Annotated in this window: 23 protein-coding genes and 1 pseudogene; 7 read left to right on the top strand and 17 right to left on the bottom strand. The window is 66.2% G+C overall.

The genetic code is table 11. The features are described 5' to 3' along the window. Positions 1 to 69: 69 nt before the first annotated feature. Positions 70 to 1,131, bottom strand: a complete 1,062-nt coding sequence (locus TVNIR_RS15565; protein ID WP_043739825.1) for a hypothetical protein — start codon at positions 1,129 to 1,131, stop codon at positions 70 to 72. A gap of 275 nt (positions 1,132 to 1,406) precedes the next feature. Here TVNIR_RS15565 and TVNIR_RS19870 point away from each other — a divergent pair, with 275 nt between their 5' ends. Both TVNIR_RS19870 and TVNIR_RS15555 read left to right on the top strand, forming a co-directional pair. Further along, the gene (locus tag TVNIR_RS19870; RefSeq protein ID WP_157092293.1) at positions 1,407 to 1,745 is read left to right on the top strand and encodes a hypothetical protein; all 339 of its coding nucleotides are present in this window, start codon (positions 1,407 to 1,409) and stop codon (positions 1,743 to 1,745) included. Positions 1,746 to 1,805: 60 nt separating this feature from the next. Further along, entirely contained in the window at positions 1,806 to 2,591 is a 786-nt protein-coding gene (locus tag TVNIR_RS15555) for an NERD domain-containing protein (RefSeq protein WP_015260024.1), read from the top strand. A gap of 90 nt (positions 2,592 to 2,681) precedes the next feature. Here TVNIR_RS15555 and TVNIR_RS15550 read toward each other — a convergent pair whose 3' ends face one another. The 5 genes and pseudogenes from TVNIR_RS15550 to TVNIR_RS20850 all read right to left on the bottom strand — a co-directional run. After that, the gene (locus tag TVNIR_RS15550; protein ID WP_015260023.1) at positions 2,682 to 4,451 is read right to left on the bottom strand and encodes a DEAD/DEAH box helicase; all 1,770 of its coding nucleotides are present in this window, start codon (positions 4,449 to 4,451) and stop codon (positions 2,682 to 2,684) included. Between the two features lie 102 nt (positions 4,452 to 4,553). Further along, positions 4,554 to 4,991, bottom strand: coding sequence for a (deoxy)nucleoside triphosphate pyrophosphohydrolase (locus tag TVNIR_RS15545; protein WP_015260022.1), 438 nt, complete (start codon positions 4,989 to 4,991; stop codon positions 4,554 to 4,556). A 1-nt stretch (position 4,992) separates the two neighbouring features. Next, positions 4,993 to 9,081 (bottom strand): DUF3427 domain-containing protein, encoded by a 4,089-nt coding sequence (locus TVNIR_RS15540; protein WP_015260021.1) that lies wholly within the window; start codon positions 9,079 to 9,081, stop codon positions 4,993 to 4,995. A gap of 134 nt (positions 9,082 to 9,215) precedes the next feature. Next, a complete protein-coding gene (locus TVNIR_RS15535; protein WP_157092291.1) occupies positions 9,216 to 9,659 on the bottom strand; it encodes a nucleotidyltransferase domain-containing protein in 444 nt (147 codons plus the stop codon). A 139-nt stretch (positions 9,660 to 9,798) separates the two neighbouring features. Further along, positions 9,799 to 9,882 (bottom strand): annotated as a pseudogene (locus TVNIR_RS20850) (DUF433 domain-containing protein); the annotation flags it as partial. A 130-nt stretch (positions 9,883 to 10,012) separates the two neighbouring features. On the opposite strand from TVNIR_RS20850, the gene TVNIR_RS15530 reads away from it, so the two are divergent. After that, positions 10,013 to 10,372, top strand: a complete 360-nt coding sequence (locus TVNIR_RS15530) for a hypothetical protein (protein WP_015260019.1) — start codon at positions 10,013 to 10,015, stop codon at positions 10,370 to 10,372. 120 nt (positions 10,373 to 10,492) lie between these two features. On the opposite strand, the gene TVNIR_RS15525 is transcribed toward TVNIR_RS15530, so the two are convergent. The 6 genes from TVNIR_RS15525 to TVNIR_RS15500 all read right to left on the bottom strand — a co-directional run bounded on the left by TVNIR_RS15525 (position 10,493) and on the right by TVNIR_RS15500 (position 14,533). Beyond that, positions 10,493 to 10,720 (bottom strand): rhomboid family protein, encoded by a 228-nt coding sequence (locus TVNIR_RS15525; RefSeq protein WP_015256994.1) that lies wholly within the window; start codon positions 10,718 to 10,720, stop codon positions 10,493 to 10,495. An 18-nt stretch (positions 10,721 to 10,738) separates the two neighbouring features. Then, positions 10,739 to 11,584 carry an ExeA family protein gene (locus tag TVNIR_RS15520; protein WP_015256993.1) on the bottom strand — a complete coding sequence of 282 codons (846 nt, stop codon included), beginning with the start codon at positions 11,582 to 11,584 and terminating at the stop codon, positions 10,739 to 10,741. Continuing rightward, positions 11,581 to 13,020, bottom strand: coding sequence for an IS481-like element ISTni2 family transposase (locus TVNIR_RS15515; protein WP_015256992.1), 1,440 nt, complete (start codon positions 13,018 to 13,020; stop codon positions 11,581 to 11,583). Before TVNIR_RS15515 ends, TVNIR_RS15520 begins: the two co-directional genes overlap by 4 nt. A gap of 97 nt (positions 13,021 to 13,117) precedes the next feature. Then, positions 13,118 to 13,663: a hypothetical protein gene (locus TVNIR_RS20060; protein ID WP_237251654.1), complete on the bottom strand. Its 546-nt coding sequence runs from the start codon at positions 13,661 to 13,663 to the stop codon at positions 13,118 to 13,120. 283 nt (positions 13,664 to 13,946) lie between these two features. Further along, positions 13,947 to 14,246, bottom strand: coding sequence for a hypothetical protein (locus tag TVNIR_RS15505; protein ID WP_015260018.1), 300 nt, complete (start codon positions 14,244 to 14,246; stop codon positions 13,947 to 13,949). Beyond that, positions 14,243 to 14,533, bottom strand: a complete 291-nt coding sequence (locus TVNIR_RS15500) for a DUF4258 domain-containing protein (RefSeq protein WP_006745909.1) — start codon at positions 14,531 to 14,533, stop codon at positions 14,243 to 14,245. The genes TVNIR_RS15505 and TVNIR_RS15500 overlap by 4 nt, the downstream gene beginning before the upstream one ends. A gap of 224 nt (positions 14,534 to 14,757) precedes the next feature. On the opposite strand from TVNIR_RS15500, the gene TVNIR_RS15495 reads away from it, so the two are divergent. Both TVNIR_RS15495 and TVNIR_RS15490 read left to right on the top strand, forming a co-directional pair. Beyond that, positions 14,758 to 15,387 (top strand): transglycosylase SLT domain-containing protein, encoded by a 630-nt coding sequence (locus TVNIR_RS15495; RefSeq protein ID WP_015260017.1) that lies wholly within the window; start codon positions 14,758 to 14,760, stop codon positions 15,385 to 15,387. A gap of 97 nt (positions 15,388 to 15,484) precedes the next feature. Next, positions 15,485 to 16,147: a dioxygenase family protein gene (locus TVNIR_RS15490; protein WP_015260016.1), complete on the top strand. Its 663-nt coding sequence runs from the start codon at positions 15,485 to 15,487 to the stop codon at positions 16,145 to 16,147. 411 nt (positions 16,148 to 16,558) lie between these two features. Here the strand turns inward: TVNIR_RS15490 and TVNIR_RS15485 are convergent, their stop codons facing one another. The 5 genes from TVNIR_RS15485 to TVNIR_RS15465 form a co-directional block, all read right to left on the bottom strand. Next, positions 16,559 to 17,053 carry a hypothetical protein gene (locus TVNIR_RS15485; protein ID WP_237251653.1) on the bottom strand — a complete coding sequence of 165 codons (495 nt, stop codon included), beginning with the start codon at positions 17,051 to 17,053 and terminating at the stop codon, positions 16,559 to 16,561. Positions 17,054 to 17,079: 26 nt separating this feature from the next. Further along, entirely contained in the window at positions 17,080 to 17,292 is a 213-nt protein-coding gene (locus TVNIR_RS15480; RefSeq protein WP_043739824.1) for a hypothetical protein, read from the bottom strand. A gap of 393 nt (positions 17,293 to 17,685) precedes the next feature. Further along, complete coding sequence (locus tag TVNIR_RS15475) at positions 17,686 to 18,813, bottom strand: AbrB family transcriptional regulator (RefSeq protein WP_015260013.1); 1,128 nt, start codon at positions 18,811 to 18,813, stop codon at positions 17,686 to 17,688. A 53-nt stretch (positions 18,814 to 18,866) separates the two neighbouring features. Continuing rightward, positions 18,867 to 19,262 (bottom strand): DUF2237 family protein, encoded by a 396-nt coding sequence (locus tag TVNIR_RS15470; protein ID WP_015260012.1) that lies wholly within the window; start codon positions 19,260 to 19,262, stop codon positions 18,867 to 18,869. Between the two features lie 204 nt (positions 19,263 to 19,466). Further along, entirely contained in the window at positions 19,467 to 19,838 is a 372-nt protein-coding gene (locus TVNIR_RS15465; RefSeq protein WP_157092290.1) for a hypothetical protein, read from the bottom strand. Between the two features lie 168 nt (positions 19,839 to 20,006). On the opposite strand from TVNIR_RS15465, the gene TVNIR_RS15460 reads away from it, so the two are divergent. Further along, on the top strand, positions 20,007 to 20,975 hold the full coding sequence (locus TVNIR_RS15460; protein ID WP_015260010.1) for a glutathione S-transferase family protein: 969 nt from the start codon (positions 20,007 to 20,009) through the stop codon (positions 20,973 to 20,975). A 256-nt stretch (positions 20,976 to 21,231) separates the two neighbouring features. After that, positions 21,232 to 22,905, top strand: a complete 1,674-nt coding sequence (locus tag TVNIR_RS15455; RefSeq protein ID WP_157092289.1) for an NAD-dependent malic enzyme — start codon at positions 21,232 to 21,234, stop codon at positions 22,903 to 22,905. Positions 22,906 to 22,974 lie beyond the last annotated feature (69 nt).

Here is a 22,974-nt window from a genome sequence, read left to right as displayed (position 1 = left end):
GGCAATCCGGTTGGCGTGTTGCACTGTCAGTCTAGTGGAGTTGACGCGGCTTCTCACACGCCGTGCTCGTCACCGCAACGCCTTACCGACACGGGTAAACGGATCGAACGCGAACACGTGTTCCAGTGGAACCTGTCCGCAGCGGCCGACGATTCGCCCGTGGAATTCCCGCCCGCCCGGATGAACACGCACCTTGGAGCCACAGATCGGGCATTTCGCCAGGAAGCGCATGAGAACCACTTCGTTCGCCTGTCGTGCTTGGTTGCGGCGCAGCAGAAGGAGCTTGTCGTCATGGGGATCGAAAATCCCCTGGAGCCACCAAGGTGCGCGGATCATTCGATCTTCAGCGAGGCGCTTGAGAGGCATTGCGCCGCTTACGAGTACGGCCGCAGCGAGAAAAATTGCCGCAAGGGTGGTGGGAAGCGGAAACCATCCCAGAATTCCCGCCAGCGCCACGGAGCCAAACAGTAAGGCAAACAACAGCGAGCCGAAGATCAACAGAACGAAGAATCCGGCTCGCCATCCGGTCAGGAGAAAGCCCTCCGACATCGCACGGGTCAGCCATCGCCGCTGCTCGCTGTCGTCCGTGTGGTATCGCAGGCCTCCTTCAGGGACCCGATAGCGTCGATCGCTGGGCGGGTCGGTTTGACTGGAAAGCGCCTGGAGGATCAGAAAGTACTCGGTTGGGTGTCCCCTTCCACCACCAGAATTCTTGCCGAGCTCTGGAACCTCGGCCCAACCCAGATCATCGCGGAAGTGCTGCGCGACGCCCTCCTGTTTGCGAGCCCAGATTGCTTGCAGGCTATCGAAGGCGGTACGGACTTTGCGGCTCGCTCGCGGCTCCTTTTTGGAATCGAGGTCGAGTTTGCTGTTGCGGTCGATGCCCCAGGCCCACGCCTTCCCATCGATCCCTGCCGCTGCTCTCGCGAGATCTTCGAAGGAGAACAAGGGGGTCCGTGCTCCGGAAGCTTCCGCAGTGAGGCGGCAAAGCGCCCGGAGTAGGGTGACGGGTTTCTGGTTGCGCTCATCCCAGTTTTCCGCGATGCCGCCCAGAATCTTCGCTGCGGCAGCGAGTTCATGTCGGTTTTCTGTCGGGTTTTGCCCGGTTTTTTCCTGTTCGCTCCCTGCCATCTTCGCTCCATGACCGTGAATTCCACTCATGCCGACGGAGATGTTCCATGCCTCGATCCCCGCTGTTTCAGACTTTCGCCGCCGCCGTCCCCGAGCCACCTGGCACGCTTCACTCGTCAGTCTGCGTCTTCGATGAACCTTTGAGCGGCGCTCACGAGCCAGCCTATTGTTGCCCAATCTGCGGAGAGATCGTACTGCCGAGACGAGGCGCTGGGCAGCCGGACCATTTCGAGCACGAGTGTGGCACGCCTTGTCCTCGGGCTCCGGAGGAAGCTTTGCGCTGGGCGGCGAAACAACTGATTGTTGCCGACCAGGCGGTTGCCTTACCCTCAGGCGAGCGTGGGCCATTGGGTGACTGTCGCGCCGATGTCGAACGTGACGGTGTCGTGGTAGACATCGAAGGCTCCTGGTTTGGATCAGGACGGATCGCAATCATGGTCACGGTTGATGAGGATCTGCATCACGACCGCCAGGCTGCCCTGGCGCGGTTGGAGGCACGTTCCATGCACATCCGGGTATCCAGCGACGTTTGGTCACGCTGGGATTGGGATGCCCTGCGGAGGGAGGCGCTTTACAATCCGGACAATCGCTTCTGGATCGCAGCACCGTGCTGAAGGCTGCGGAGTGGTGAATCGCGTCTAACCGAGTTGCTTTCAATGGCCGAGATGCCGCCTATGGATTTCATCACTCCGATTATCCAGGCCTTCGCTCAGGCTTGGTGGCTGTTTGCGATTCCTGCGGTCCTGGGGCTTCTGTTCGCGTTACTGGCTCTTCCAGCCGTGAAAGGTTATCTGGGAGAGTGGGTGGTGCGCGTTTCGGCCCGGAGGCTGCTGGATCCCGACACCTATGTTCCGCTGCACAATGTCACGCTGCGGACGCGTGACGGCACCACTCAAGTCGACCACGTGATCGTGTCCCCCTTCGGTATCTTCGTGATCGAGACGAAGAACATGGGCGGCTGGATCTTCGGCGGGGAGCGGGAGCCGCAATGGACGCAGAAGATCTTCCGGAAAACCTTCCGCTTTCAGAACCCCCTGCGGCAGAACTACAAGCACGTGAAGGCGGTGGAAGAAATCCTCGGGGTTCCGTCCGACACGGTCCACTCCGTGGTGGTCTTCATGGGCGACAGCCGTTTCAAGACGCCGATGCCGCCGAACGTGACGAAGGGTCTCGGATACATTCGTCACATCAAGTCGTTCCACGAGCGCGTGTTCGCGGAGGAGCAGGTTCGGGGACTGGTTTCCGACCTGGAATCGGGCCGCATGCGGCCATCGATGGAGACACACCGGAACCATGTGAGCAACCTGAAGAAGCGCGCGGATCCCACCGCCGAGCGCGCGTGTCCGGCCTGCGGTAGCCCGATGGTGATCCGCAACGTTCGCCGCGGTGCCCGTGCGGGTCAGCAGTTCTGGGGTTGCTCTGGCTATCCCAAATGCCGAGTGACGCAGGAGATCGGGTAGCGAGGCAAGCCGGTCATCGCCGATCGGGCGGCCCGGCCGACATGCCCATACGCGCGAGCGCAGCTGGCGCTCCACACTGCCCGTTTCACCTCACCTTGCCAACCTCGCGACAAACGCCGACTCCCGGTGGTATGTGATCACGAGCCGTTCCATCGCTCGTGTCATTGCTACGTACATGAGGCGGACCTCGTCTTCAGGGTCGTCGTGCTCATGAGGCAGATAGCCCATCCCGGGGATAGCCACGACCGGAAATTCCAGGCCCTTGCTGGAGTGGAAGGTGACGACCTTCACGCTGTCCTCGCCGGTGCGGTACCGGCGGCTGTCATGCGAACGATGGAGCCAGTCGACCGGGACGCCGGCGGCTGCCAGGCGACTGGTGAGTTTCTCGCCCATGAAGTGGTTTCGGTACACAATCGCCATGTCGCGCCACGGGGTGCCCTCGCCATGCAGTGCGCAAAGGCGATCCGCAATGTAGTCGGCCTCGGCGCTGAAGCTCGGGAGTCGGACAAGTTCCGGGGGCGGACCGTGCCGGGCGCTGCTTTCCGGAAGTACGAGCGGTACCCCGTCCTCGTCGGCATCGGCAGGTGTCAGCACGTCCTTGGCGAAGGCATGGGCGAGCCTGAGCACCTCGGTCGTGTTGCGGTAGTTCAACTTCAGGATGGTGGTGCGGCCCTGTGCCTGGATGCCGACGCTCTTGAAGCTGAACTTGCCGCGGCGGCTCTTGCCATAGATCGACTGCGCGTCGTCGTACAGGAGCAGCAGGGCGTTGGTCGCGGGGTCGACCATCTGCGCGAGAAGCTTCAGCCAGTGCGCGGCGAAGTCGTGTCCCTCGTCGATGAGGACGGCTCCGTACTGGCCGGCCGGAATCTGCTGGCGGTCGACTGCCTTGATCACACGCTGCACAAGCTGGTCAGCGTAGTCCTTGCCATCGCTCGGCAGCGGGACGTGATAGTGGACGAGCTGCGACCGGCACCAGGCGTGAAAGCTGCGCACACTCACCTGGTCCTCAAGCCCCTGCTCGCGCAGCAGAGCCTCGAGGCGGGTGGCGAGTGGCACGTTGAAGCAGAGCGCGAGGATGGGCCTGTTCATCGCCCGCGCAAGGTGTAAGCACCGGTAGGCGAGGATCATTGTCTTGCCGGAGCCGGCGACACCGTGGATCACGCGGTGCCCCTCACCAAGGCTGCGCGCGAGTTGTTCCTGCTGTAGGTCCATGACGCGGAGCAGGTCGGGCAGCGGCTCTTCCGTGTTTTCGAACAGTTCCGCCTGCGCAGCGCCGATTCGGATCTCCGGGAAGATGTGCCATCGGATCCGGTCGATCTGGGGCAGGGTCAGCACCTCGCCAAACTGGACGGAGAACATTCCCCAGAGCTTCTGCTGGAACGCTTCGGTGTCCACGTCCTCCAGAATCTCGTCCTGGCAGATCACCTGGTGCGGCGCGAGCACCTCGCCAAGATCGGTCGACTCGAACTGCCTACGCGTGATGTTGGCGAGCACCGCCCCGTAGCCCCACGGGAAGAGCAGCTTGCCCGCGTACGGGTGGCCCCCTGATGCGACGAGGGCCGGGTCTTTCTGGAGCAGGGAAGCAATCGCACAGGCGTACCCTCGGGCCTGCTCCAGGGGGTTGGCCTCGCTCACCAACCCGCGGGCGGTAAGGATGGACGCCCTGAACCGATGGATAGCCTTGATCGTGTCGAGGCGCCAGTCCTTCACCTCGAGTACCAGTAGCCCACGGCGCGGATGGAGCACGATGAAATCGGGGTGAAAGCCTCGGGAACCCACGGGAACGTCGTACCAAACGAGATAGTCGTCCTCCAGCTTGGCCTCGAGGCGACGGGCGAAGCGCTTTTCGCCTCCCGTCATTCGCGGGAGGCAGGAGTTGATGGAAGGTATCAGAGTGGCCAAGCCCGCATCCTGCCTACACTGTGGGTCGAAACAGCCTGCTTGTGAGGATGTTACAGCGCTTCAGCGCTTCGGTTCTTTGCGTAGAGGTATTCCAATAATGGCCTGCTGGCCATACCACACCGACCCCAGCAAAGGGATGTCTGCTGGCGCGATGGCAATCGCCTTGGTTTCGTCCGGTGCAAACCAGTCGAAGGCATCGTGAACGGTCATGTGCGTGATGTCACCCGAGGCCAAGGTCTGCAGGGCAATCAACTCGATACTCCCCCGATCGTAGTCGTACTCGGTTCGCGCCAGCTCTTCGCCTACCGTCACCACGAGCCCCAGTTCTTCCAGCAGTTCCCGCTGTAGCGCGGACTCCAGTGATTCGCCCGGTTCCACTTTCCCGCCGGGGAGTTCCCAGTGCCCTTCGAGGTGCTGCCCAGGCGCGCGGCGGGCGAGCAGGATGCGCCCGTCTGTGTCGCGGATGACCGCGCAGACGACTTGTTTGATCGGCGGCATTTCAGCCACCCACCTCGAAGATCACGCTCATCGGTCCGCTGCCGGTGTGGCTCTGGTAGCGGACCTTGCCGTGGTAAACGAACGGCGCGGCCTTGCCGCCGCTGAGCTTGGTGTCGCGCACGAACAGGTGGAGTGCGATGCCGCGGCGCTCGTGTTCGATGATCTCCCGGCCGCGTTTGCTCTGCGGGGTGGTGGAGTTCTGGGTCTGCCAGTGGAACGTGTGGTCGTCGATCCAGTGGTCCAGGTAGCGGTGGTCTTCTGCCTTGCCCTGCTTGTTCAACGTCACCAGCAGCACGTGCGCGTTCTGGTCTGCGAGTACGACGTGGCCGCTGTTCCAGTTGCCTGGGTTGAAGCTCTCGCCGAGCAGGGGCGGGATCTCCTCGCGCAGGAAGGATTCACCGACCGCGAGTTCCAGCGGTTCGAGCACGGCCCGCAGGCGGGCGATGGTGCGCATGGATTCGGTCGCTTCCAGGTCCTCGAACGCGGGGTTGTTGGCCTTGAGGATGTAGCGGCCGTCCGGGGCTTTTGTAACGACGCGCAGCAGGTACTGGTTGTCGCCGGCTTCGTCCTGGCGCTCGATCGCCATCACCGTGCCGGTGATCGAGCCGGCGTTTTGCGGGCTCACGAGTTCGAGCAGCAGGTAGTCGCCGTCGTGGATCGGGTTCTTGCCGCCGTCCATCGAGTTTCCGGTCGCGCGGGCGATGAAGTGCCGCGCCGGGTCGAGAGCCCCGTGGCCAGAACCGAGGCTCCGGTGTTCCTCGGCGTCGGCGCGGCCGGTCTTGAAGTGGCCGCAGGCGACGCGTAGGTTCGGGAAGAATGGCAGTTCGGTGCCGTCGGCGCGGGTCCGCTCGAAGGGAACGACGTTGTTTGCCGGCGCCGTCGCGGCGGCCCGCGCCTCGTAGGTGGCGAGGCGGTAGTCGATCAGTTCCTGCACGTGTCCGGTGAAGGGTTCGCGGTGCTCGGGCGGCACGTCGAAGGTTGGCTCGAAGCGTTCGTCGGCTACGCGGAAGAAGGTGCGTGCGGTGGCCGGCTGGTTGCCGCCGATCCAGGCGTTCACCGGGTTGCCGCGCCAGTAGCGCTGCCAGGCAGTGCTGGAACCGTCTCCGCCGGCGCGCATGGTTTCGGGCAGGTCGCTCAGCAGGGGGCGCCGGCGTTCGAGCACGGCGCGGGAGCGCTGCGCGAGCCGCTCGAGGTCGGGCGGCGTGGCCCAGCCGTCGAGTTCCTGGAAGGCTTCCAGCAGCACCATCTTGAAGCTCTTGGTCATCGGGGTGGTTTCGATGTCGCGCAGAAACTCGCGATGGGTTGCCGCGGCCTGTGCCTCGGCTTCGCCCAGGTCTTCGTTCGCCGCGACCAGTTCGAACCAGCTGCCGTACTCCTTGCGCATGCGTTGCACGTTCGCGCCGGAGCGGTAGAACTCGGCCAGCGTCGGGCGCCGGCCGAGGCCGTCCTTCAGGGCCTGGTAGTCCTTGGCGGTGCCGTCGGAGTCGAGCGCCTTCAGGAAGTCGATCAGCGCGAGGTCGTAGTTGATGAAGCAGCCGTCGGGCAGTTCGAGCCGTCCGGCTTCCAGCTTCCGCGCGAACGCGGCGAGTTCGCGGTAGGTCGCGCCGGCTTGGGCCAGCGCTTGGGTCTTGTGCAGGAAGGCGTGGTGGTTGCCGATGAAGTCGAGGACGACGAGCTTCTCCTTCCCCTCCGCCCTGCGCAGCCCGCGCCCGAGCTGCTGCAGGAACAGGATCTTCGACTCGCTGGGGCGCAGCATCAGGATGGTGTCGATGGTGGGCAGGTCGACGCCTTCGCTGAACAGGTCCACCGAGAAGATGACCTGCAGGCGGCCGTCGGTGAGCCGCTGCAGCGCCTCGCCCCGGCTCAGGCTCGAGCCGCCGTAGACGGCGGCGGCCGCGATGCCGTCGCGCTGGAACTGTGCCGCCATGAACTCGGCGTGCCGGATCGACACGCAGAAGGCCAGCGTGCGCTGCTGGGAGCGTCGGCGCCACTGCTTCAGCGCGTGCCGGGCGCGGGCGAGGGTGGCCAGCTTGTTCGAGAGCTGTTCCGGGTCGAAGCGGCCGTTGCGCCAGGGGATCTCGCGGTAGTCGACGGATTCGTCCCAGATGCCGTAGTAGTGGAACGGCGCGAGCAGCCCGGCCTCGATCCCGGCGAACAGGTCGCGGTTGAACACGAGGTTGTCGTCGCACAGCGACAGGATGTCGGACTGGTCGGTGCGGTCCGGGGTGGCGGTGAGGCCGAGCAGGAAGCGCGGCTCGAAGTGGCCGAGCAGGCGCCGGTAGGTGGGCGCGGCGGCGTGGTGGAATTCGTCGATCACGATGTAATCGAAGTGGTCCGGTGGGAAGCGCTCGAGGTGTGCGCTCTTGCCGAGCGTCTGCACCGAGGCGCAGAGCACGTCGACCTGCGCGTCGCGGGTCTGGCCCATGTAGTAGCCGATGCGTGCCCGGGTGCGGATGCGGGCGAAGGTGTCCGCGGCCTGGTTCAGGATTTCTTCGCGGTGGGCGACGAACAGCACGCGCCGGGCATCCATGTGCTCGGCGTCGAAGGCGGCGAGCCAGGTCTTGCCGAGACCGGTGGCGAGCACGACGAGCCCGCGCCGGTAGCCGTCGTGCCGGGTGGCTTCGAGGGCGGCGAGGGCTTCGGACTGGATCGGCGTGGGTTCCGGCGGCGGCTCGGTTTCCTGGCTGCCCGGCGCGATCGCGCGCGGCGGCGGGACGCGGCGCTTTTCGTAGGCGTCGATCCAGTCGTCGGTGAGCGCGACGGTGCGCGGGTCGCGGAAGATCTCCTCGAAGCGGGCGCGCGCTTCGAGGAAGCCGTCGTCGCCGGGGAATTCGACGCGGTAATTCCACTCTAGCCCGTCGGTGAGCGCCTGGCGGCTGATGTTGCTGGAGCCGATGAACGCGGTGCCGCGCAGCTGGTGGTTCGCGCCGAAGCGGGCCAACAGGTAGGCCTTCAGGTGGAAGCTGGTGCCGGCGGCGCGGAAAACGCGGGCCTGCGCGCCCTGTTCCTGCAGCAACATCAGCAGGCGCAGCGCCTCGGGGTCGGTCACGTCGAGATAGTCGCTGGTGACGATGCGGATACGGGCCGGGGGGCGGGTGGGCGGGTCATCGCGAGGGCCGGAGGCTCGAGGCGATCCCGGCAGCGGCTGGACTGCCACGTTGGCGATGCTTCCTCGCGGTGACGTCCGGACACCTCCACTGTCATCGCGAGGAGCGGAGCGACGTGGCGATCCATGCGGCGTGGATGTGTCCGGCTCTGTATGGGTTGCCGCGCTGCGCTCGCAACGACGGGTCTCGTGGTTCCGGGGGCGCTCAAGGATGTTTGGGGTCTGGGCGCGGTCGGGGCTCAGTGCGGCCTGCAGGTCGGGCAGCAGCATGCGCAGGCCGGTGACTTTCACGAAGCTGACGGCGAAGTCGATTTCGTCGGCGTGGGCGATCGCGTCGCAGAGTTGCGTTTGGAACGGGTTGGTCGGGTCGCCGGTTACGAGCCGGGCGGCGGGTGCGGTTTCCCGGCGCACGAGCGCGTTCAGCCAGGTTTCGGAGCGGTCCGGGCGCTCATCGCGGGTGAGCCAGCAGTCGATCGCGGCGATTTCCTGCAGCGCGGCCAGCCAGTCGCGCAGGCGCGCTTCGGTGGCATCGGTGAAGTGGCGGCCCTCGGCGTCGACGCGCTCGCCGTCTCCGTGCTTCAGGCTCAGGTACAGCACGCCGTCGGGCTTCAGTGCGGCCCAGAGGCGCTGCAGCGTGTTCGGGAGTTCCGCCGCGGGCAGGTGCAGCAGGCTGGCACAGGCCCAGATACCGTCGTAGGTGGCGCGCTCGTCGAGCTCTTCGAAGCGTTGCACCTGCACCGGCTGGCCAATGCGCTCGGCCGCGAGCCGGGCGATCTCCGGGGCGGCGTCGAAGGCGCGTACGCGGTAGCCCTGCTGCAGAAAGGCGAGGCTGTCGCGCCCCGACCCGCAACCGGCGTCGAGGATGAACCCGCCGGCGGGGATTTCAGCCAGGAAGCGTTCACGTAGCGCCGACAGGTCGACCCCCGCGGTGTCGGCGACATACCGCGCGGCATTCCGGTCGTAGTAGCCGACCGTGTCGGTCATCCGTGGTGCTTCCCCCTGTCCATGGGTCCGGAGTATAGGGGAGGGGGTGGATCAGGGGGTGAGCCGGACCCACTCGAAAAACGCCCGCGGTTCCTTCACGGCGCGCTCCGCCTTGGCTCGCAGGCGGCTCGCGTTCAAAACAGAAGGCCTTCCTCTTCGACCGCGTTGAGAAGCCCTTCAGCGGGTGACGCGCACGGAGCGTCCGGCCGGCCGGTAAACACCCACGGTTGGATGAGAACGCCAGTATCGAGAAAGACCTGATAGGCATCTTCGGCGATGTCCATCTGTTCCCGTATCGGGTCGTCAGTGGCATCGATGAAGATGGCCACGTCGGCGTCACTGTCGGGCCGGTGATCGCCTCGGGCTCGCGAACCGAAGAGCACCATGCCCGCAAAATGCGCGCCATAACGCTTTCGCACCAGGGGCTCGAACGCTGCCAGCGCCGAGCGTGTGTGCGGGTCGATGGTCGATGCGTTGCGCATGGGGCAAGAATAGGGCGTCCCGCGCCGTGTTTCCACAACGTCGGCGAGCAGGGCGACAAGCCGTGGGCTGCGGTTCTCGCCGAGCAGGAGTCTCAAGCCGCGGGCGAGATGGCCAGCCGCTGCTCGCGGGCGGCGGCGAACGCAAGCACCGCGCGGACATCTTCGGTGCTGAGATCGGGGAATCTTGTAGCAGCTCGGCCTCGGACATCCCGCCCGCCAGATACTCGAGCACATCATAAACGGTGATCCGGGCGCCCCGAATACACGGCTTGCCGCTGCGAATCGACGGGTCAACGACGATTCTGTCTTCGAGGTTCATGATGCTGGCACTGGCGTCAGCAAACAGAGCTTACCCGCAGTATGGCAAGCCATAGCAGCTTCATTGCCCCGGATGCCGGCCCGGGGCACTTCGACAGCCCGAACCTGGTCGCCCGGCTGAACTGCCGAGCGTGGCGTTCGCGCAGGACGGGAAGCTGGAGGTGTACACCATGGCCGTGCGCGGGCTGACGGATCTGAAGCCCGACCCGGAGCGGCAACTCAAGTACCTGGATTTCATCGACATCTACGCGGCGCTGGACGAGAATGAACGCATCGTCTACCGCCAGCGCTATCCCGAGGAGGTGGCAGAGATGACGCGGTTTGCGGAGCGGTTCATCGAAAAGGGCCGGGAAGAGGGCCTTGAGCAGGGTCTGGAGCGGGGTGTGGAGAAGGGTATTCGGCAGGGTGAGGCGCACATGCTGCTGAGGTTGCTGAACTTGCGCTTCGGAGTTCTGCCCCAGAGCGCCCACGAACACGTGGAATCTGCGTGAGTGTGATCACCTGATTTGATGTTGCGCTGATCACGTTCGTTGAGGGGTCTGCTCAGCACTAAGCCGCCGAACCCCGGGAGGGGGTTCGGCGGCGTCTCGAGCGCAGGGCTTGGGAGAGCTTCAGAACGGCGGGCTGTCCGGGTCTTCGTGTGGGATGGGATCGTCGGACAGGAAACTCAGTTGGGTCAGGTTTTCCTGCGAGCGTTCGTCGTGGTAGCGATGGATCTGCCCGAGGTAGTGGGATTCGAACAAGACCAGGAAGTCGCTGAACAGGGCCTGCAACGCGACGACGGAGGCGTCGCTGAGTTCGGGCCAGGGCAGCGATTGGGGAGAGGAGGATGAGCGCATGAGGGTCTCCAGAGGGTTTCAGCGGCGTGCGGCGGCGCGGCGCGGGATGGGTTTTTCGTTGGGGGCGAAGACGTCGAGGTAGAGTTTTTCGTCGAGCTGCGGCAGGTCGCGTTGGGCGGCGACGGCGAGCAGTTCGGCGGCCAGGGTGGTGAGCATCCGGTAGTTGCCGACGGCGTGGTCACAGAGGGTGTGCTGGAGCGCGGGGGTCATGAGGCTGGCGTTGCCGGCGGTGTCGAGCAGGTGTTGCAGGCAGGCTTGGAGTTCGTCGCGGCTGGCGGCTTCGGTGACCAGGCGGGTGCGGATGCGCGAGCCGAGCGGGATGAGTTCCTCGCGGCGCAGCTTTTCGGGCAGGCGGGCGTCGCCGGCGAGGACCACGCACAGGAGGGTCTGGGAGTCGAACCGGGCGCTGGCCATCAGGCGCAGTTCGGACAGGACCGCGGGGCTCATTTCCTGGGCTTCGTCGATCAGGAGCACGGCGCGCCGGCGCGTGGTGTCCAGGTGGGCGAACCAGTTCTCGCGCAGAGCCTTGAAGCCACCCCAGCGGTTGTGCGGGCGCAGGGGCACGCCGAAGAGATCACCCATCTCGCGGTAGAAGTCGGCGAGATGGCTCTGCGGGTGATGGATCGCGGCGACGGTGAGGTCGGGCAGCCGTGCCAGGCGTTCCGCGATCAGGCGCAGGACGGCGCTTTTGCCGGTGCCGGGGTCGCCGTGGACCATGGCGAAGCCACCTTCCCGGATCAGTCCCTGCTCGATGCGCCAGTAGAAGTCCTCGACCCGTGCTGGCACATAGAGTGCCTCGATCGGGATTTCGGTGGCGAACGGGTTCCACTTCAGCCCGTAGAGGGCGAGTAATTTCGGGTTCATGCGTCGTCCTCCTCGGGGATCGGCAGATAGGCTGGCGGCAGACCGGTGGCGGCGTAGTCGGCGAGCAGCTGGCGTAACAATGGCGCCATGCCCGAGGGCGGCAGCGGATCCAGCGGGGGCGTGGCAGGGGGTCGGGTGCGGCGTTGGCCGTGGGCGTGGGCGGACTTGTCGAGCGGCAGCACCGGGCACAGGAGGGTGCCGGTGTGCGGATCGACCAGATCGACGCGACTGCGATCCCAGCGCGCGTAACGCAGGTGCACCCGGTCGAGGTGCTGGTAGCGGGCGGGGATTTCGAAGCGCTGCCCGTCCAGCGAGACGGTGCCGTCGGAGCGCCGCTGGCGGCGGGTGACCTCGATGCGGAAGGCGTCGGCCAGGGCCGCGACCGGCGGGCAGTCCCGGCGTACGTTGGGTCCGGCCAGATAGCGTTGCAGCGGGGTGGTGCCGAGTTCACTGTGGTGAGTGCGGTGGTACTCCTGCTCGGCCCAGGCCTGCGTGGCCTGGTTCAGCACCTCCAGGGTGAGTGGCGTGTGCCCTTCCAGCATCGGCAGCAGACGGCCTTCGATACGTCCCCAGAGGGACTCCTGCTTACCGTTTTGATGCGGAGAATACGGTAGCGTGGTCTGGTGCAGCACGCCCAGGCGTTGCAGTCCGGCGACGGTTTCCTCGGCCAGCATCGCAGCGCCATTGTCGGTCATCAAGGCCCGCGGCAGGCCGCGCTTCATGAACGCCTGCGACAGGCCGTGCACCAGACCCTGGGCGCTCTCGTCCAGGTACCACTGGAGATGGCAGATCAGGCGCGAGCGATCGTCCAGGATGCCGAGCAGATACGGCTTGGCCCAGGTTCCGTCCCGGGTCAGCACCTTGCGCGAGCCGTGATGGAAGTCCAGATGCCACAGGGCCGCGACATGCTCCAGCTCGTAGCTGCGTACCTCGAGCCGTTCGAACCGGTCACGGGCCCGCTCGGCCCCTTCAGTATCCCGGCGCGGACGCGCCTGACGGTGCATCCCGTGCGCCTTCAGGTACCGCCGCACCGTGGCGTACGAGGGCATCCCCTCCGTGCAGCCGGCGAAGGCCGCACACAGGTTGTCGAAGTGCAACTGCGCGGTCCAGCCGGGATGCTCCCGGTACTGCTGCACCAGGGTCTCGATCACTACCGGCGTCAGGGCCATGAAGTGGCCCTTGGGCCGGCGCCGGTTGCGCAAGGCGGCCACCGGATCGGTGGCCGCGCGGGCCGCGTAGTACCAGCGCTCTAGCGTCGACACGCCGAAGCGCACAGGGCCTCCGGTGACCGGATGCCGCCAGTCGCGTTCGGCCAGTGCTGCCAGCGCCGCTTGCAACGCACCCGGCTGGGGTGGCGCCGCGAACAAAGGACCAATGATCGAGAAGCGCAGCCGCGCCCAGCGATCGCGGTGGCGTGGATCGTTGCCTGTGGTCAAAAGCCTTCTCCCAGTGTCGGCGGTACCGGCGGTACCACCCTCCTGAGGAGGCTATTTGTTACGCTCGGCTCTGCCTATTGACATCCTCTGCGGAAACTCAGCGCCCCTCGGGAGCCGTGACCGTGAGCGGCCAGAGCCACGTCAGTAACGCAAGCAACGGTGCCTGCCCCTGGCCCGGGATGCGCTCCAGAAGACCGGCCGGCAACCGTACCACCGCCACCGGCGGCAGGAACCGCGCACCCAGCACCTGCCACACCGCACTCTGCGCAAAGCCTTCGCGCCACCACCGGCGCCACCGCGCCAGAGTCCGCCAGGGAATCGACAACGCTTCACACAGTGCGGATGCCGCCGGGGTCCGCTCGCCCACCCGGGTCGACCCCAACACCACCACCCAGCCCAACCACACCCGCCGCCCCAGGAACCGCACCGACCTCGAGGTGGTCCGGCGCCGACACTGATGACAGCAAAAACTCAGCCGGGTCGAATACTCCACGCGGAACGCACCCGGACAGCCACGCGGCTTGCGCGGATAGTTCGCCTGATGCAAGGCACCGCCACAGTACGGACACCCCGCCGCCTGGACCTCAGCCGCCACGGTCTCATCGATGTAGGTCAGAAAGCGGAAAAACTGGGGATCGGACAACGGAACGTGGCACACTGTGAGCGTCTCTTGGCGTGGTAACCAGAGACTCCCCCGAAGGGCGCGTTTGTTCAAGCTCCCCGAGGGGGATCCCCCCTCAAACCTCACGCTGCCTGATCATTCCAGCCGCAAATCCCATCAGCAGCCATGACCGTGCTCATCTGCGGATGCCGATACGTTGCTGCGTTGGTCCGAGCGTGTGCTCACCGCAGCGACGCTGGACGAGGTGTTCCGATAACCGCTCGAGCGCGTGCAGGGTGGCCGCGGTACCGGGTCGCGCAGGACTTCAGTCCGTTTCCTTCAGTGTTCCCGATGCGTACTGATGGATGATCGAACTCACCAGCGTCTGGTAGGGCATGCCCTTGCGCAGCGCGATGGCCTTGATGCGCTGGATGTCGCGTTCCTGGAGGCGGACGGTGATGGCTCGCTTCCTCGACGTATCGGAGGCGACTGTCTGCCATTCGGCGACCCGTGCGGCGCGGTCGGGGTCCGACTGGAACTCACCGCGTTCTGCGGCCTCGATCACGGTTCGCTCCTCGTCGTCCAGGAACGGCGCGTCATGGCCCGTGTGCTTGGCTTTCTTCATGCTTCTCGTCTCAGCAGGTATTTCTTCTGGTAGATCCGGCTCCGGTAGATGGTCTTCAGGAACCGCCGGTTGCCTTCCTGAACGTAGGGTACGACACAGGCGTAACCGCTGATCTCAACGACCAGTATGCGCTGATGACCGTACCGGGAGGGGTTGGGGTGAGCCTCGTCAGCCAGGATGCGACCGCTTTCGATCGCTTCCAGCACATCCTCGAAGCCGATGCCGCGTTCATCCAGCAGCCTTTGATTCTTCTCGTCGTCCCATTCGATCCTGGCCGGTTCGTACATGCGGCTAGAAAATATCCGATGTACATTCAATGTCAATAAGCGGATGCCATGTCCGGGTTGGATCGCCCAGTCGGTACTGTCCTGGTGGTGCCCACACCTCGGTGGCGAACGTCCTCGCCCGCGGTTATCGCCCCGTGGTGCATCCGAGCGCCGGCTTGGTAAGCTGAAGGCAGGCCTCCAGACGCAGCGGGACCATGCAGATGCAATTTCCACGCAGGGCCACCATGGTTCGTACGCTGCTCGTCCTGGGGCTGATCGGGCTCACGATTGCCGGTTGTGCGACGCTTGGACCCGCTCCGCCGCCCCAGCAGGACAACCTGTGCGAGATCTTTAGCGAGCATCCGCGCTGGTATGACTATGCCCGGGATTCCGCGCGGGAGTGGGGTACGCCGATCGCGATCCAGATGGCCTTCATCCAGCAGGAGTCGTCGTTCCGCAGCCATGTGCGGCCGGATCGCAAGCGTCTGCTCGGGATCATTCCCTGGAGTCGTCCCTCTTCGGCCTACGGGTACGCGCAGGCGCAGGATCCGGTCTGGGGCGAGTATCGCGCGGAGGCCGGCAGCCTGACTGCGCGGCGCACACACATGAAGCATGCCACCGACTTCATCGGCTGGTACAACGTGCGCACGAACCGGATGACCGGGGTGTCGCTGCAAAACGCCGAGCACCTCTATCTCGCCTATCACGAGGGCCAGGGTGGCTACAATCGCGGTACCTGGCGCGGCAAGCCCGGGGTACAGCGGGCGGCACGCCAGGTCGCCCAGCGCGCCGCCCGCTACCGGAGCCAGCTGGATGCCTGCGAATCCGAGTTCCGTTGCCGGCGTTTCTACCAGTTTGCTCCGTTCTGCCGCTAGGGAAACGCTGAACAAAGGGTCCTGTCGTTCCGGGCGATGAATTCGCGACGCGGTTCGGTGTCGGAACCGCATGAACCATCATTCAGGAGGATGACCGATGTCCCATCATGCGAGAGTGCGCCGGCGGCTGGTTCTGGGCGGAGGCGCGGCGCTGCTGTCGCTGCCGCTGGGGGCTGCGCAGCGTGTCCTGACCCCGGGGCAGGCGGCCGGGCCGTTCTACCCGGTGACGCCCCCGTTGCACAAGGACAACGATCTAACCCGGGTCGCCGGCCGGTCCGAGCGGGCTGCGGGCCGGATCAGCGATCTGTCCGGGCGGGTGATGGAGGTGGACGGGCGGCCGCTCGCGGGCGTTCGTGTGGAGATCTGGCAGTGCGATGCGAACGGACGGTATCGGCACCCGCGCGATCGGCACACTGCGCCGGCGGACCCGAACTTCCAGGGCTTCGGCCATACGGTGACGGACGCCGAGGGCCGCTACCGCTTCCGCATCATCCGGCCTGTTCCCTACCCCGGCCGCACGCCGCACATCCACGCGGCGGTCTTCCGGGAGGGTGACTCGCCGTTCGTCACCCAGATCTACGTGGCGGGCGAACCGCGCAACGCGGACGATGCCTTGTTCCGCCAGGTTCCGGAGCACCTGCACCCGCTGCTGTTGGCGGACTTCCAGCCCGTGGAAGACCCCGTCGCGGAACTCGTGGCATCGTTCGACTTCGTGCTGTCGCCATCCCTGGTCGGGTTGTTCGGCGCGCCTGGCGCGTAGGGGAATCAGGCCCGGTCGCGCGGGTCGCACGGATCGCAGCCGACAGGTATGCCTGTTCGGGTGGAGTCAGCCCCAGTCGCGCGGGTCACACATTTCGCTGCCTGGACACGGGTGCCACACCCCGCACAGGCACCGGACGCGTGTCGCGCCGCCAATACGGCGCGGGGGGCACGAGAGGTCGATCGGGCGGCGTTTCAGGTCGTCGAGGTGGACCATTTGCAGGACCTGCGGCAGGTGGCCATGAAGACTGCCAGGCGCGCCACCGGCGTCCGGCACTTCCTTCCGCCCTGCGGAGGCATAGGTGTACCAGCAGTCGCCCGGTTTCAGGCAGGTGAATCCGAAGCCGGGTGCTGGCGCCGAGTACAAGGCGAGACCTGACCCTCTGGTACCTTTCTGGGGCGATCGTCGGGATCAGTGCAGTGTGCTGCCGCCATCGCTGCCTTCTGCTCGATGCGGCAGTAGTGCCGCGAACCTGTCCGCGGACTCGGTGAAGAGCCGGAAGCGCGGCTCGTCGAAGGTCTTCTTCCGCTTCGAGATACCCTTCGGCTTTACTTGGACCTGCGCGACCCAAGATCCCTGGCGGGTTTCCAGCGCGAATGAAACGAGATCGACGGCATAGGGCGACGTCTCGATCGATCCGTACTGTTCCAGGATGGCCTGGTACTTGCCCGCCTTTTCCGGTGGCAGCCCCCAGGCTTCCATGATTGTGAAGACGAAGTCCGCATCCTCCCGGGATGCCGCGCGGCGCACCTGCTCGGCGGAAGTGTCCTGCACGTCGCCATCGGCGGTGTTGAGCACAACGATGCTGATCGTTCGCTTCTCCGACGACCCGACGAAGGCGATGGGGCGAAGGTTCTCGCCATCCTCGAGAAGAACCCGCGCCCGCTCGACGAGCGGCGCAACCATCTTCCAGTAGGCCTCCGGTATCGCGCTCACGGCTGGTCCTCGCCCATCGACAGCGCCATCCGGTACGCGCGCTCAAACCGGGTGCCGGGATCCATTCCCTGAAGGAAATCACCGTGCCCGGTGATTGTGGCAACCTCGAAGGCCTGCGTTCCGGGGATGCAGGCATCCTGCGGAAGCACGGACGCGTCGAAGTCCCAGAGGGAGGGCTGCCGAAATTCTGGTGCGCTTGGTTCTCTCATGGATGATCGCCGCGGTAAGGGGAGCTGAAATGAATGCCCGAGTGTACACGATGAGCCCGGATGCCTGGGGGGCGTGCCTGGGGTCACGCACGTGCCTGGGGTCAGGTCTCGCATGGTGGCATTCCATTGAGTCGGGGGCGTGCCTGGGGTCAGGTCTCGCATGGTGGCATTCCATTGAGTCGTGTGTGGGAATGCTACCGAGAGAGACCTGACCCCATATTCGCTTGTGACCCCATATTCGCTACCGAGAGAGACCTGACCCCATGTTGTGTGTTGTTCGTGCTACCGAGAGAGACCTGACCCCATATTCGTTCTGTGACCCCATGTTCGTTCGCATGTTGTGACCCCATGTTGTGTTCATGTTTCTGTGCATGTTTCTGTGTGGCAAGTCGCTTACCGGGGCCCGCTGCGCCAGCGGTGTACGAGGTACCGGTCAACGATGATGAAGACGGCGGGTGCGGCGAGCATGATCACGGCGATGCGCAGTACCTGCAGCGTCGAGACCATGGCCGTGTCGATCCCCAGCGATAGCGCGATCAGCCCCATCTCGACCAGCCCCCCCGGCATCAGCGCCAGCAGCAGGCCGGCCGGTTCCACGCCCACGCGCTCCGCGAACACGATCGCGGCCAGCCACGATAACGCCATCATGATCGCGGCGGACCCGGTGCCCACCAGCAGGTAGGGCCAGACCCGCCGCACCGACACACCCGCAAAGCGCGCACCCAGCGCGGTGCCCACGACCACCTGGGCCGCGGCGATCAGTTCGAACGGGGGTGTCGCCGCGGTCCAGCCCGCCACGTGCACCGCGGCACTGAGCAGCATCGGGCCCACCAGCGCCGCTGCAGGAAAGCGCAGGAATTTGGCAGCCGCGTAACCGAACACCGCGCAGCCCGCCATCAGCAGGCCGTCGGACAGCGGGGTCTCCAGCAGGCTCGCCGCGGCTGGCGGCAGGGTCGGCACATCGAGTCCCCCGACGATACGGAACTGGAACGGGATCACCGCGACGATGACCACGATCCGGGTTGCGTGCATCAGCGCGATGATGCGGCTGTCGGCGCCGTGGGATTCGCCGGCCAGGGTCATCTCGGTGATCCCGCCGGGCGCACCCGAAAAGTACGCGGTGATCCGGTCCATCCCGAAGCCGAACCGCAGAAAGATCACGGCCAGCGCCATCGTGACCACGAGAAAGCCGAGCAGCACCAGCACCGCGCCGCTCCAGGCAGCGATCTGGTCGGCAATCTCCGGGGTGAACGCGGAACCGAGCATGACCCCGAGCACCGCGACCATCATGGTACGCAGCCGCGCGGGAATGGCGAGCCGGGCGCCGCCGAGGCTCGCGACCGTGACCGCGATCAGAGCCCCCAGCATCCAGGCGAGCGGGGCGCCCGCGAAGGCGAACAGCGCGCCCCCCGTGATGCCGACCCCGAGACCGGCCAGGGTGCGCGCAGCGGTCGCCTGCGACGGGCCGCCGATGTCGTCGGTGAGGGGTGCGAGGGGCCCCAGCAGGCTCGTCCTGCGCATGCGTCTGCCTTTTCGTTGCCGTCCGGTGCCGGGGCCGGCCCCTGGGCCGGCGGTCAGGAGAGGTCGATCGCGTGGCGCTTCAGGTCGTCGAGGTCGACGATTTCCAGGGCCTTGCGGTGGGTGGCCATCAGCACCACCCGCGGCGCGGCGCCGGCGTCCAGCGCCTCCTTCCAGCGCGCTGCGCACAGGCACCAGCGGTCGCCGGGTTTCAGGCCGGGGAAGCCGAATGCCGGCACGGGCGTCGACAGGTCGTTGCCTTGGCGCTTCGAGAACTCCAGGAATTCGCCGGTGACGCGTGCGCAAACGACGTGGCGCCCGAGGTCGTCCGGGCCGGTGGCGCAGTCGCCGTCGCGGTAGAAGCCGGTTACCGGTTCGCCCAGCGAGCAGGGCGCGAGTGGCTGGCCGAGCACGTTCAGGGCCGGGTCTCTGCCGGGTGGTCCGCCGTCCATCGCAGGTTCCTCGCGAGATGGGTGGAGTGCGCAGCGGAGTATACGGGCGCTACCCGGGAGCGGAGAAAAGGCCCGCGGATCGGGTGGCTTCCAGCTGTATGCGGCTGGCGGGGCGCGAACCGCCCCGCCCGGGTGGACCCGTCCGGGTGGGCCCATGCGGGTCGCGTTCCCGGTGCGCCCCGGACCCGGACGGCGCTGATCCTGTCAGCGCAATGTGCCGAAAAGCTCGCGCAGCATCAGCCTCAGCCGTTCCTCGCCCTTCACGTCGATCGTGGATCCGGTGATCGGGTTGCCGGTCAGCGAGAATTCCACCGGCACTCGCTCGCCCGAGGGCGTGATGACCACCGCGTTCCCCGAGCGCTTCCCGCTGAGGAGCCAGCCGTCCATGCCCACCGCCTCGATCTCGACCTGCCGGCTGCGGCCCTCGCTCAGCAGTTCGGTGAGTCCGGCCTTTACGTCTTGGGCCACGAACCATTCGCCGCCGACGTAGAGCCCGGCCACCACCAGTACCGCGACGACGGTTCCGACGAGTCCGCCGCCCATGCTGCGATGGGCATTCAGTCTTCCTGCGTTCATTGTGCTCCCCCGGCCTGTGGTTATGATGATATGGCGACGGGCCGCCATTGTGCGCTGACTCGGCGCCGAAGTGAAAGGCCGACCGGCGGCGGGTGCAACGATCCGGTGCGCGCCGGGTCGTATTCGGCAACACCGGGCGCCGACTGCGCCACCGATGAGGAGACCGTTATGAGCCTGCTGATCCGTGGGAAACTGCAAAGCGACTGGCTCGACGAGGAGACAGAGGACGGCGAGTTCGTGCGTCAGGACTCGCAGTTCCGCCACTGGGTCACGCCCGACGGGTCGCCGGGCCCGGGTGGTGAGGGTGGTTTTCCCGCCGAGGCCGGGCGCTACCACCTGTACGTGTCGCTGGCGTGCCCCTGGGCGCATCGCACGCTGATTTTCCGGGTTCTGAAGGGTCTGGAAGCCCTGGTTTCGGTGTCGGTGGTCAGCCCGTTCATGTTCGAGCCCGGCTGGAGTTTCCACCCGTATCCGGGCAGTACCGAGGATCACGTGAACGGTTTCGAATACCTGCATCAGGCCTACACGCTGGCCGAGCCGGAGTATACCGGTATCGTGACGGTGCCCGTGCTCTGGGACCGCAAGCGCCAGACGATCGTGAACAACGAGTCCTCCGAGATCATCCGGATGTTCAACACTGCCTTCGACGCGCTGACCGGCCGGCGCGAGGACTACTACCCGCCGCCGCTGCGCGCGGAGATCGACGCGGTGAACGAGCGCGTGTACGAGACGCTGAACAACGGCGTCTACCGAGCCGGGTTCGCCTCCGAGCAGGCCGCGTACGACCGTGCCTACGATCGCCTGTTCGAGACGATGGACTGGCTGGAGGAGCGCCTTTCCGGCCGGCGTCACCTGGTCGGCGAGCACCGGACCGAGGCCGACTGGCGGCTGTTCACCACGTTGGTGCGCTTCGATGCAGTGTATTACGGCCACTTCAAGTGCAACCGGCGCCGGCTGATCGACTACCCGAACCTCTGGGCGTACACGCGCGAGTTGTACCAGGTTCCGGGCATCGCGGACACGGTGAACCTCGACCAGATCAAGACCCATTACTACGGCAGCCACCGGAACCTGAACCCGAGCGGTATCGTCCCGCGCGGTCCCGAGCTGGACTTCACCGCCCCGTACGGCCGCTGATCCGGCCGCGCCGGGGCCGATTTCCGGACGTTCGAGCGTGTCGCAGCGGCTGCGTGTGGTGTCATCGTAGCTTGTGCCGACGCAGAAGGCGCTACACCCCTGCGTCGGCGGTCGTGCTGCACCCGCGGGTTCGTGCGACCGGTTGACCCGGCCCGGCGTGCGCCCGGATACTGCGAAGGTCGATGGTGGAGCACCGGGTCCGGATCGCTGCAGGCTTCCAGAACCCCCGGTTCCCGGCCCGCCGAGGATGACCTCGATGCCGCAGCAGACGACCGGCGGGGTACTGCCGGGACCGCTTCCCGAATGGTTTCCCCGAGGCCTGGCGCTGCTGCGCGACCCGGCGCTGAACAAGGGCTCTGCGTTTACCGAGCGGGAACGCGAGGTGCTGGGCCTGCGTGGCCTGCTGCCTCCGCACGTGTCCACCCTGGAGCAACAGGTCGACCGGGTGCTCGAGAATTTCCGGCGGCTCGATTCCCCGCTCGAGCGCTACATCATGCTCGAGAGCCTGCATGACCGGAACGAGGCGCTGTTCTTCCGAGTGATCATGGAGCATCCGGACGAAACCATGCCGGTGATCTACACGCCGACCGTTGGGGTTGCCTGTCAGCAGTACGGACACATCTACCGCAGCCCGCGCGGCCTGTACATCTCCGGCAAGGACCGGGGCCGGGTGGCGGAGATCATGCGCAACTGGCCCTACCGCGATGCCCGCATCATCGTGGTCACCGACGGCGAACGCATTCTCGGGCTGGGCGACCTCGGGGCCAGCGGCATGGGGATTCCGACCGGGAAGCTGGCCCTGTATACCGCCTGCGCCGGGGTACACCCCCGCCGTTGCCTGCCGGTGATGCTCGATGTCGGCACCAACAACGAGTCGCTGCTCGAGGACCCGCTCTATCTCGGACTGCGGCAGCGCCGGCTTACCGGCCCGGCCTACGACGATCTGATGGCCGAGTTCATCGCGGCCAGCCAAGAGGTGTTTCCGGGCATCGTCGTGCAGTTCGAGGACTTCGCGAACCACAATGCTTTCCGCCTGCTGCGTGCCTACCGCGAGCGCATCTGCTGCTTCAACGACGACATCCAGGGCACGGCGTCGGTCACGCTGGCGGGAATCCTTTCGGCGCTGCGGGTGACCGGCCGGCCGCTCCGCGAGCAGACTTTCCTGTTCCTGGGTGCCGGCGAGGCGGCCACGGGAATCGCCGACCTGCTGACCCAGGCGATGGTCGCCGACGGGCTCGACGCGGTCGCGGCGCGCGGGCGCTGCTGGATGGTCGACTCGAAAGGCCTGGTCGTCGGCGAGCGCACGGACCTGATCGAGCACAAGCGCCCGTACGCGCACCCCCACGCGCAGGTCACCGGTTTTGTCGAGGCGGTGCGGACGCTCGAACCCACCGCGATCATCGGCGTGGGCGCCGCCGCACAGGCGTTCAACCGCGAGGTGATCACCGCGATGGCCGAGATCAACGAACGCCCGATCGTGTTCGCGCTGTCCAACCCGACGTCGAAAGCCGAATGCACTGCTGAACAGGCGTACGCCTGGTCCGAAGGCCGCGCGCTGTTCGCCTCCGGCAGCCCGTTCGACCCGGTCGAGGTGGGCGGCCGCCGCTTCGTGGCACGCCAGGGGAACAACTCCTATATTTTTCCCGGCGTCGGCCTGGGGCTGGTCGCGGTGCAGGCGCTGCGGGTCACCGATTCGATGTTCTCGGTCGCGGCCCAAGCCCTTGCCGATGCGGTCGGCGAAGACGATCTCGCACAGGGCAGCCTGTTTCCAGCGTTGTCGCGGGTGCGCGAGGTCTCGGCGGACATCGCCGCCGCGGTGGCCGGGATCGCGTTCTCCGAGGGGCTGGCCGGGATCGACCGCCCGGCGGATTTGCGTGCGTTCATGCAGGAACAGATGTACCAACCGCGGTACGCCAGCTACGTGGACTGAATCGGACCACTGCCTGCCGCGGCCGCGTGCCGGTCTGCAGGACCCGGAGGCCGGGGCCAGGGGTTGCTC

Origin of the sequence: Thioalkalivibrio nitratireducens DSM 14787 (assembly GCF_000321415.2) — a bacterium.
Taxonomy (GTDB): Bacteria; Pseudomonadota; Gammaproteobacteria; order Ectothiorhodospirales; family Ectothiorhodospiraceae; genus Thioalkalivibrio; species Thioalkalivibrio nitratireducens.
The sequence above is the reverse complement of the archived record's forward strand: the minus strand, read 5'-3'. Positions and strand labels throughout refer to the sequence as shown.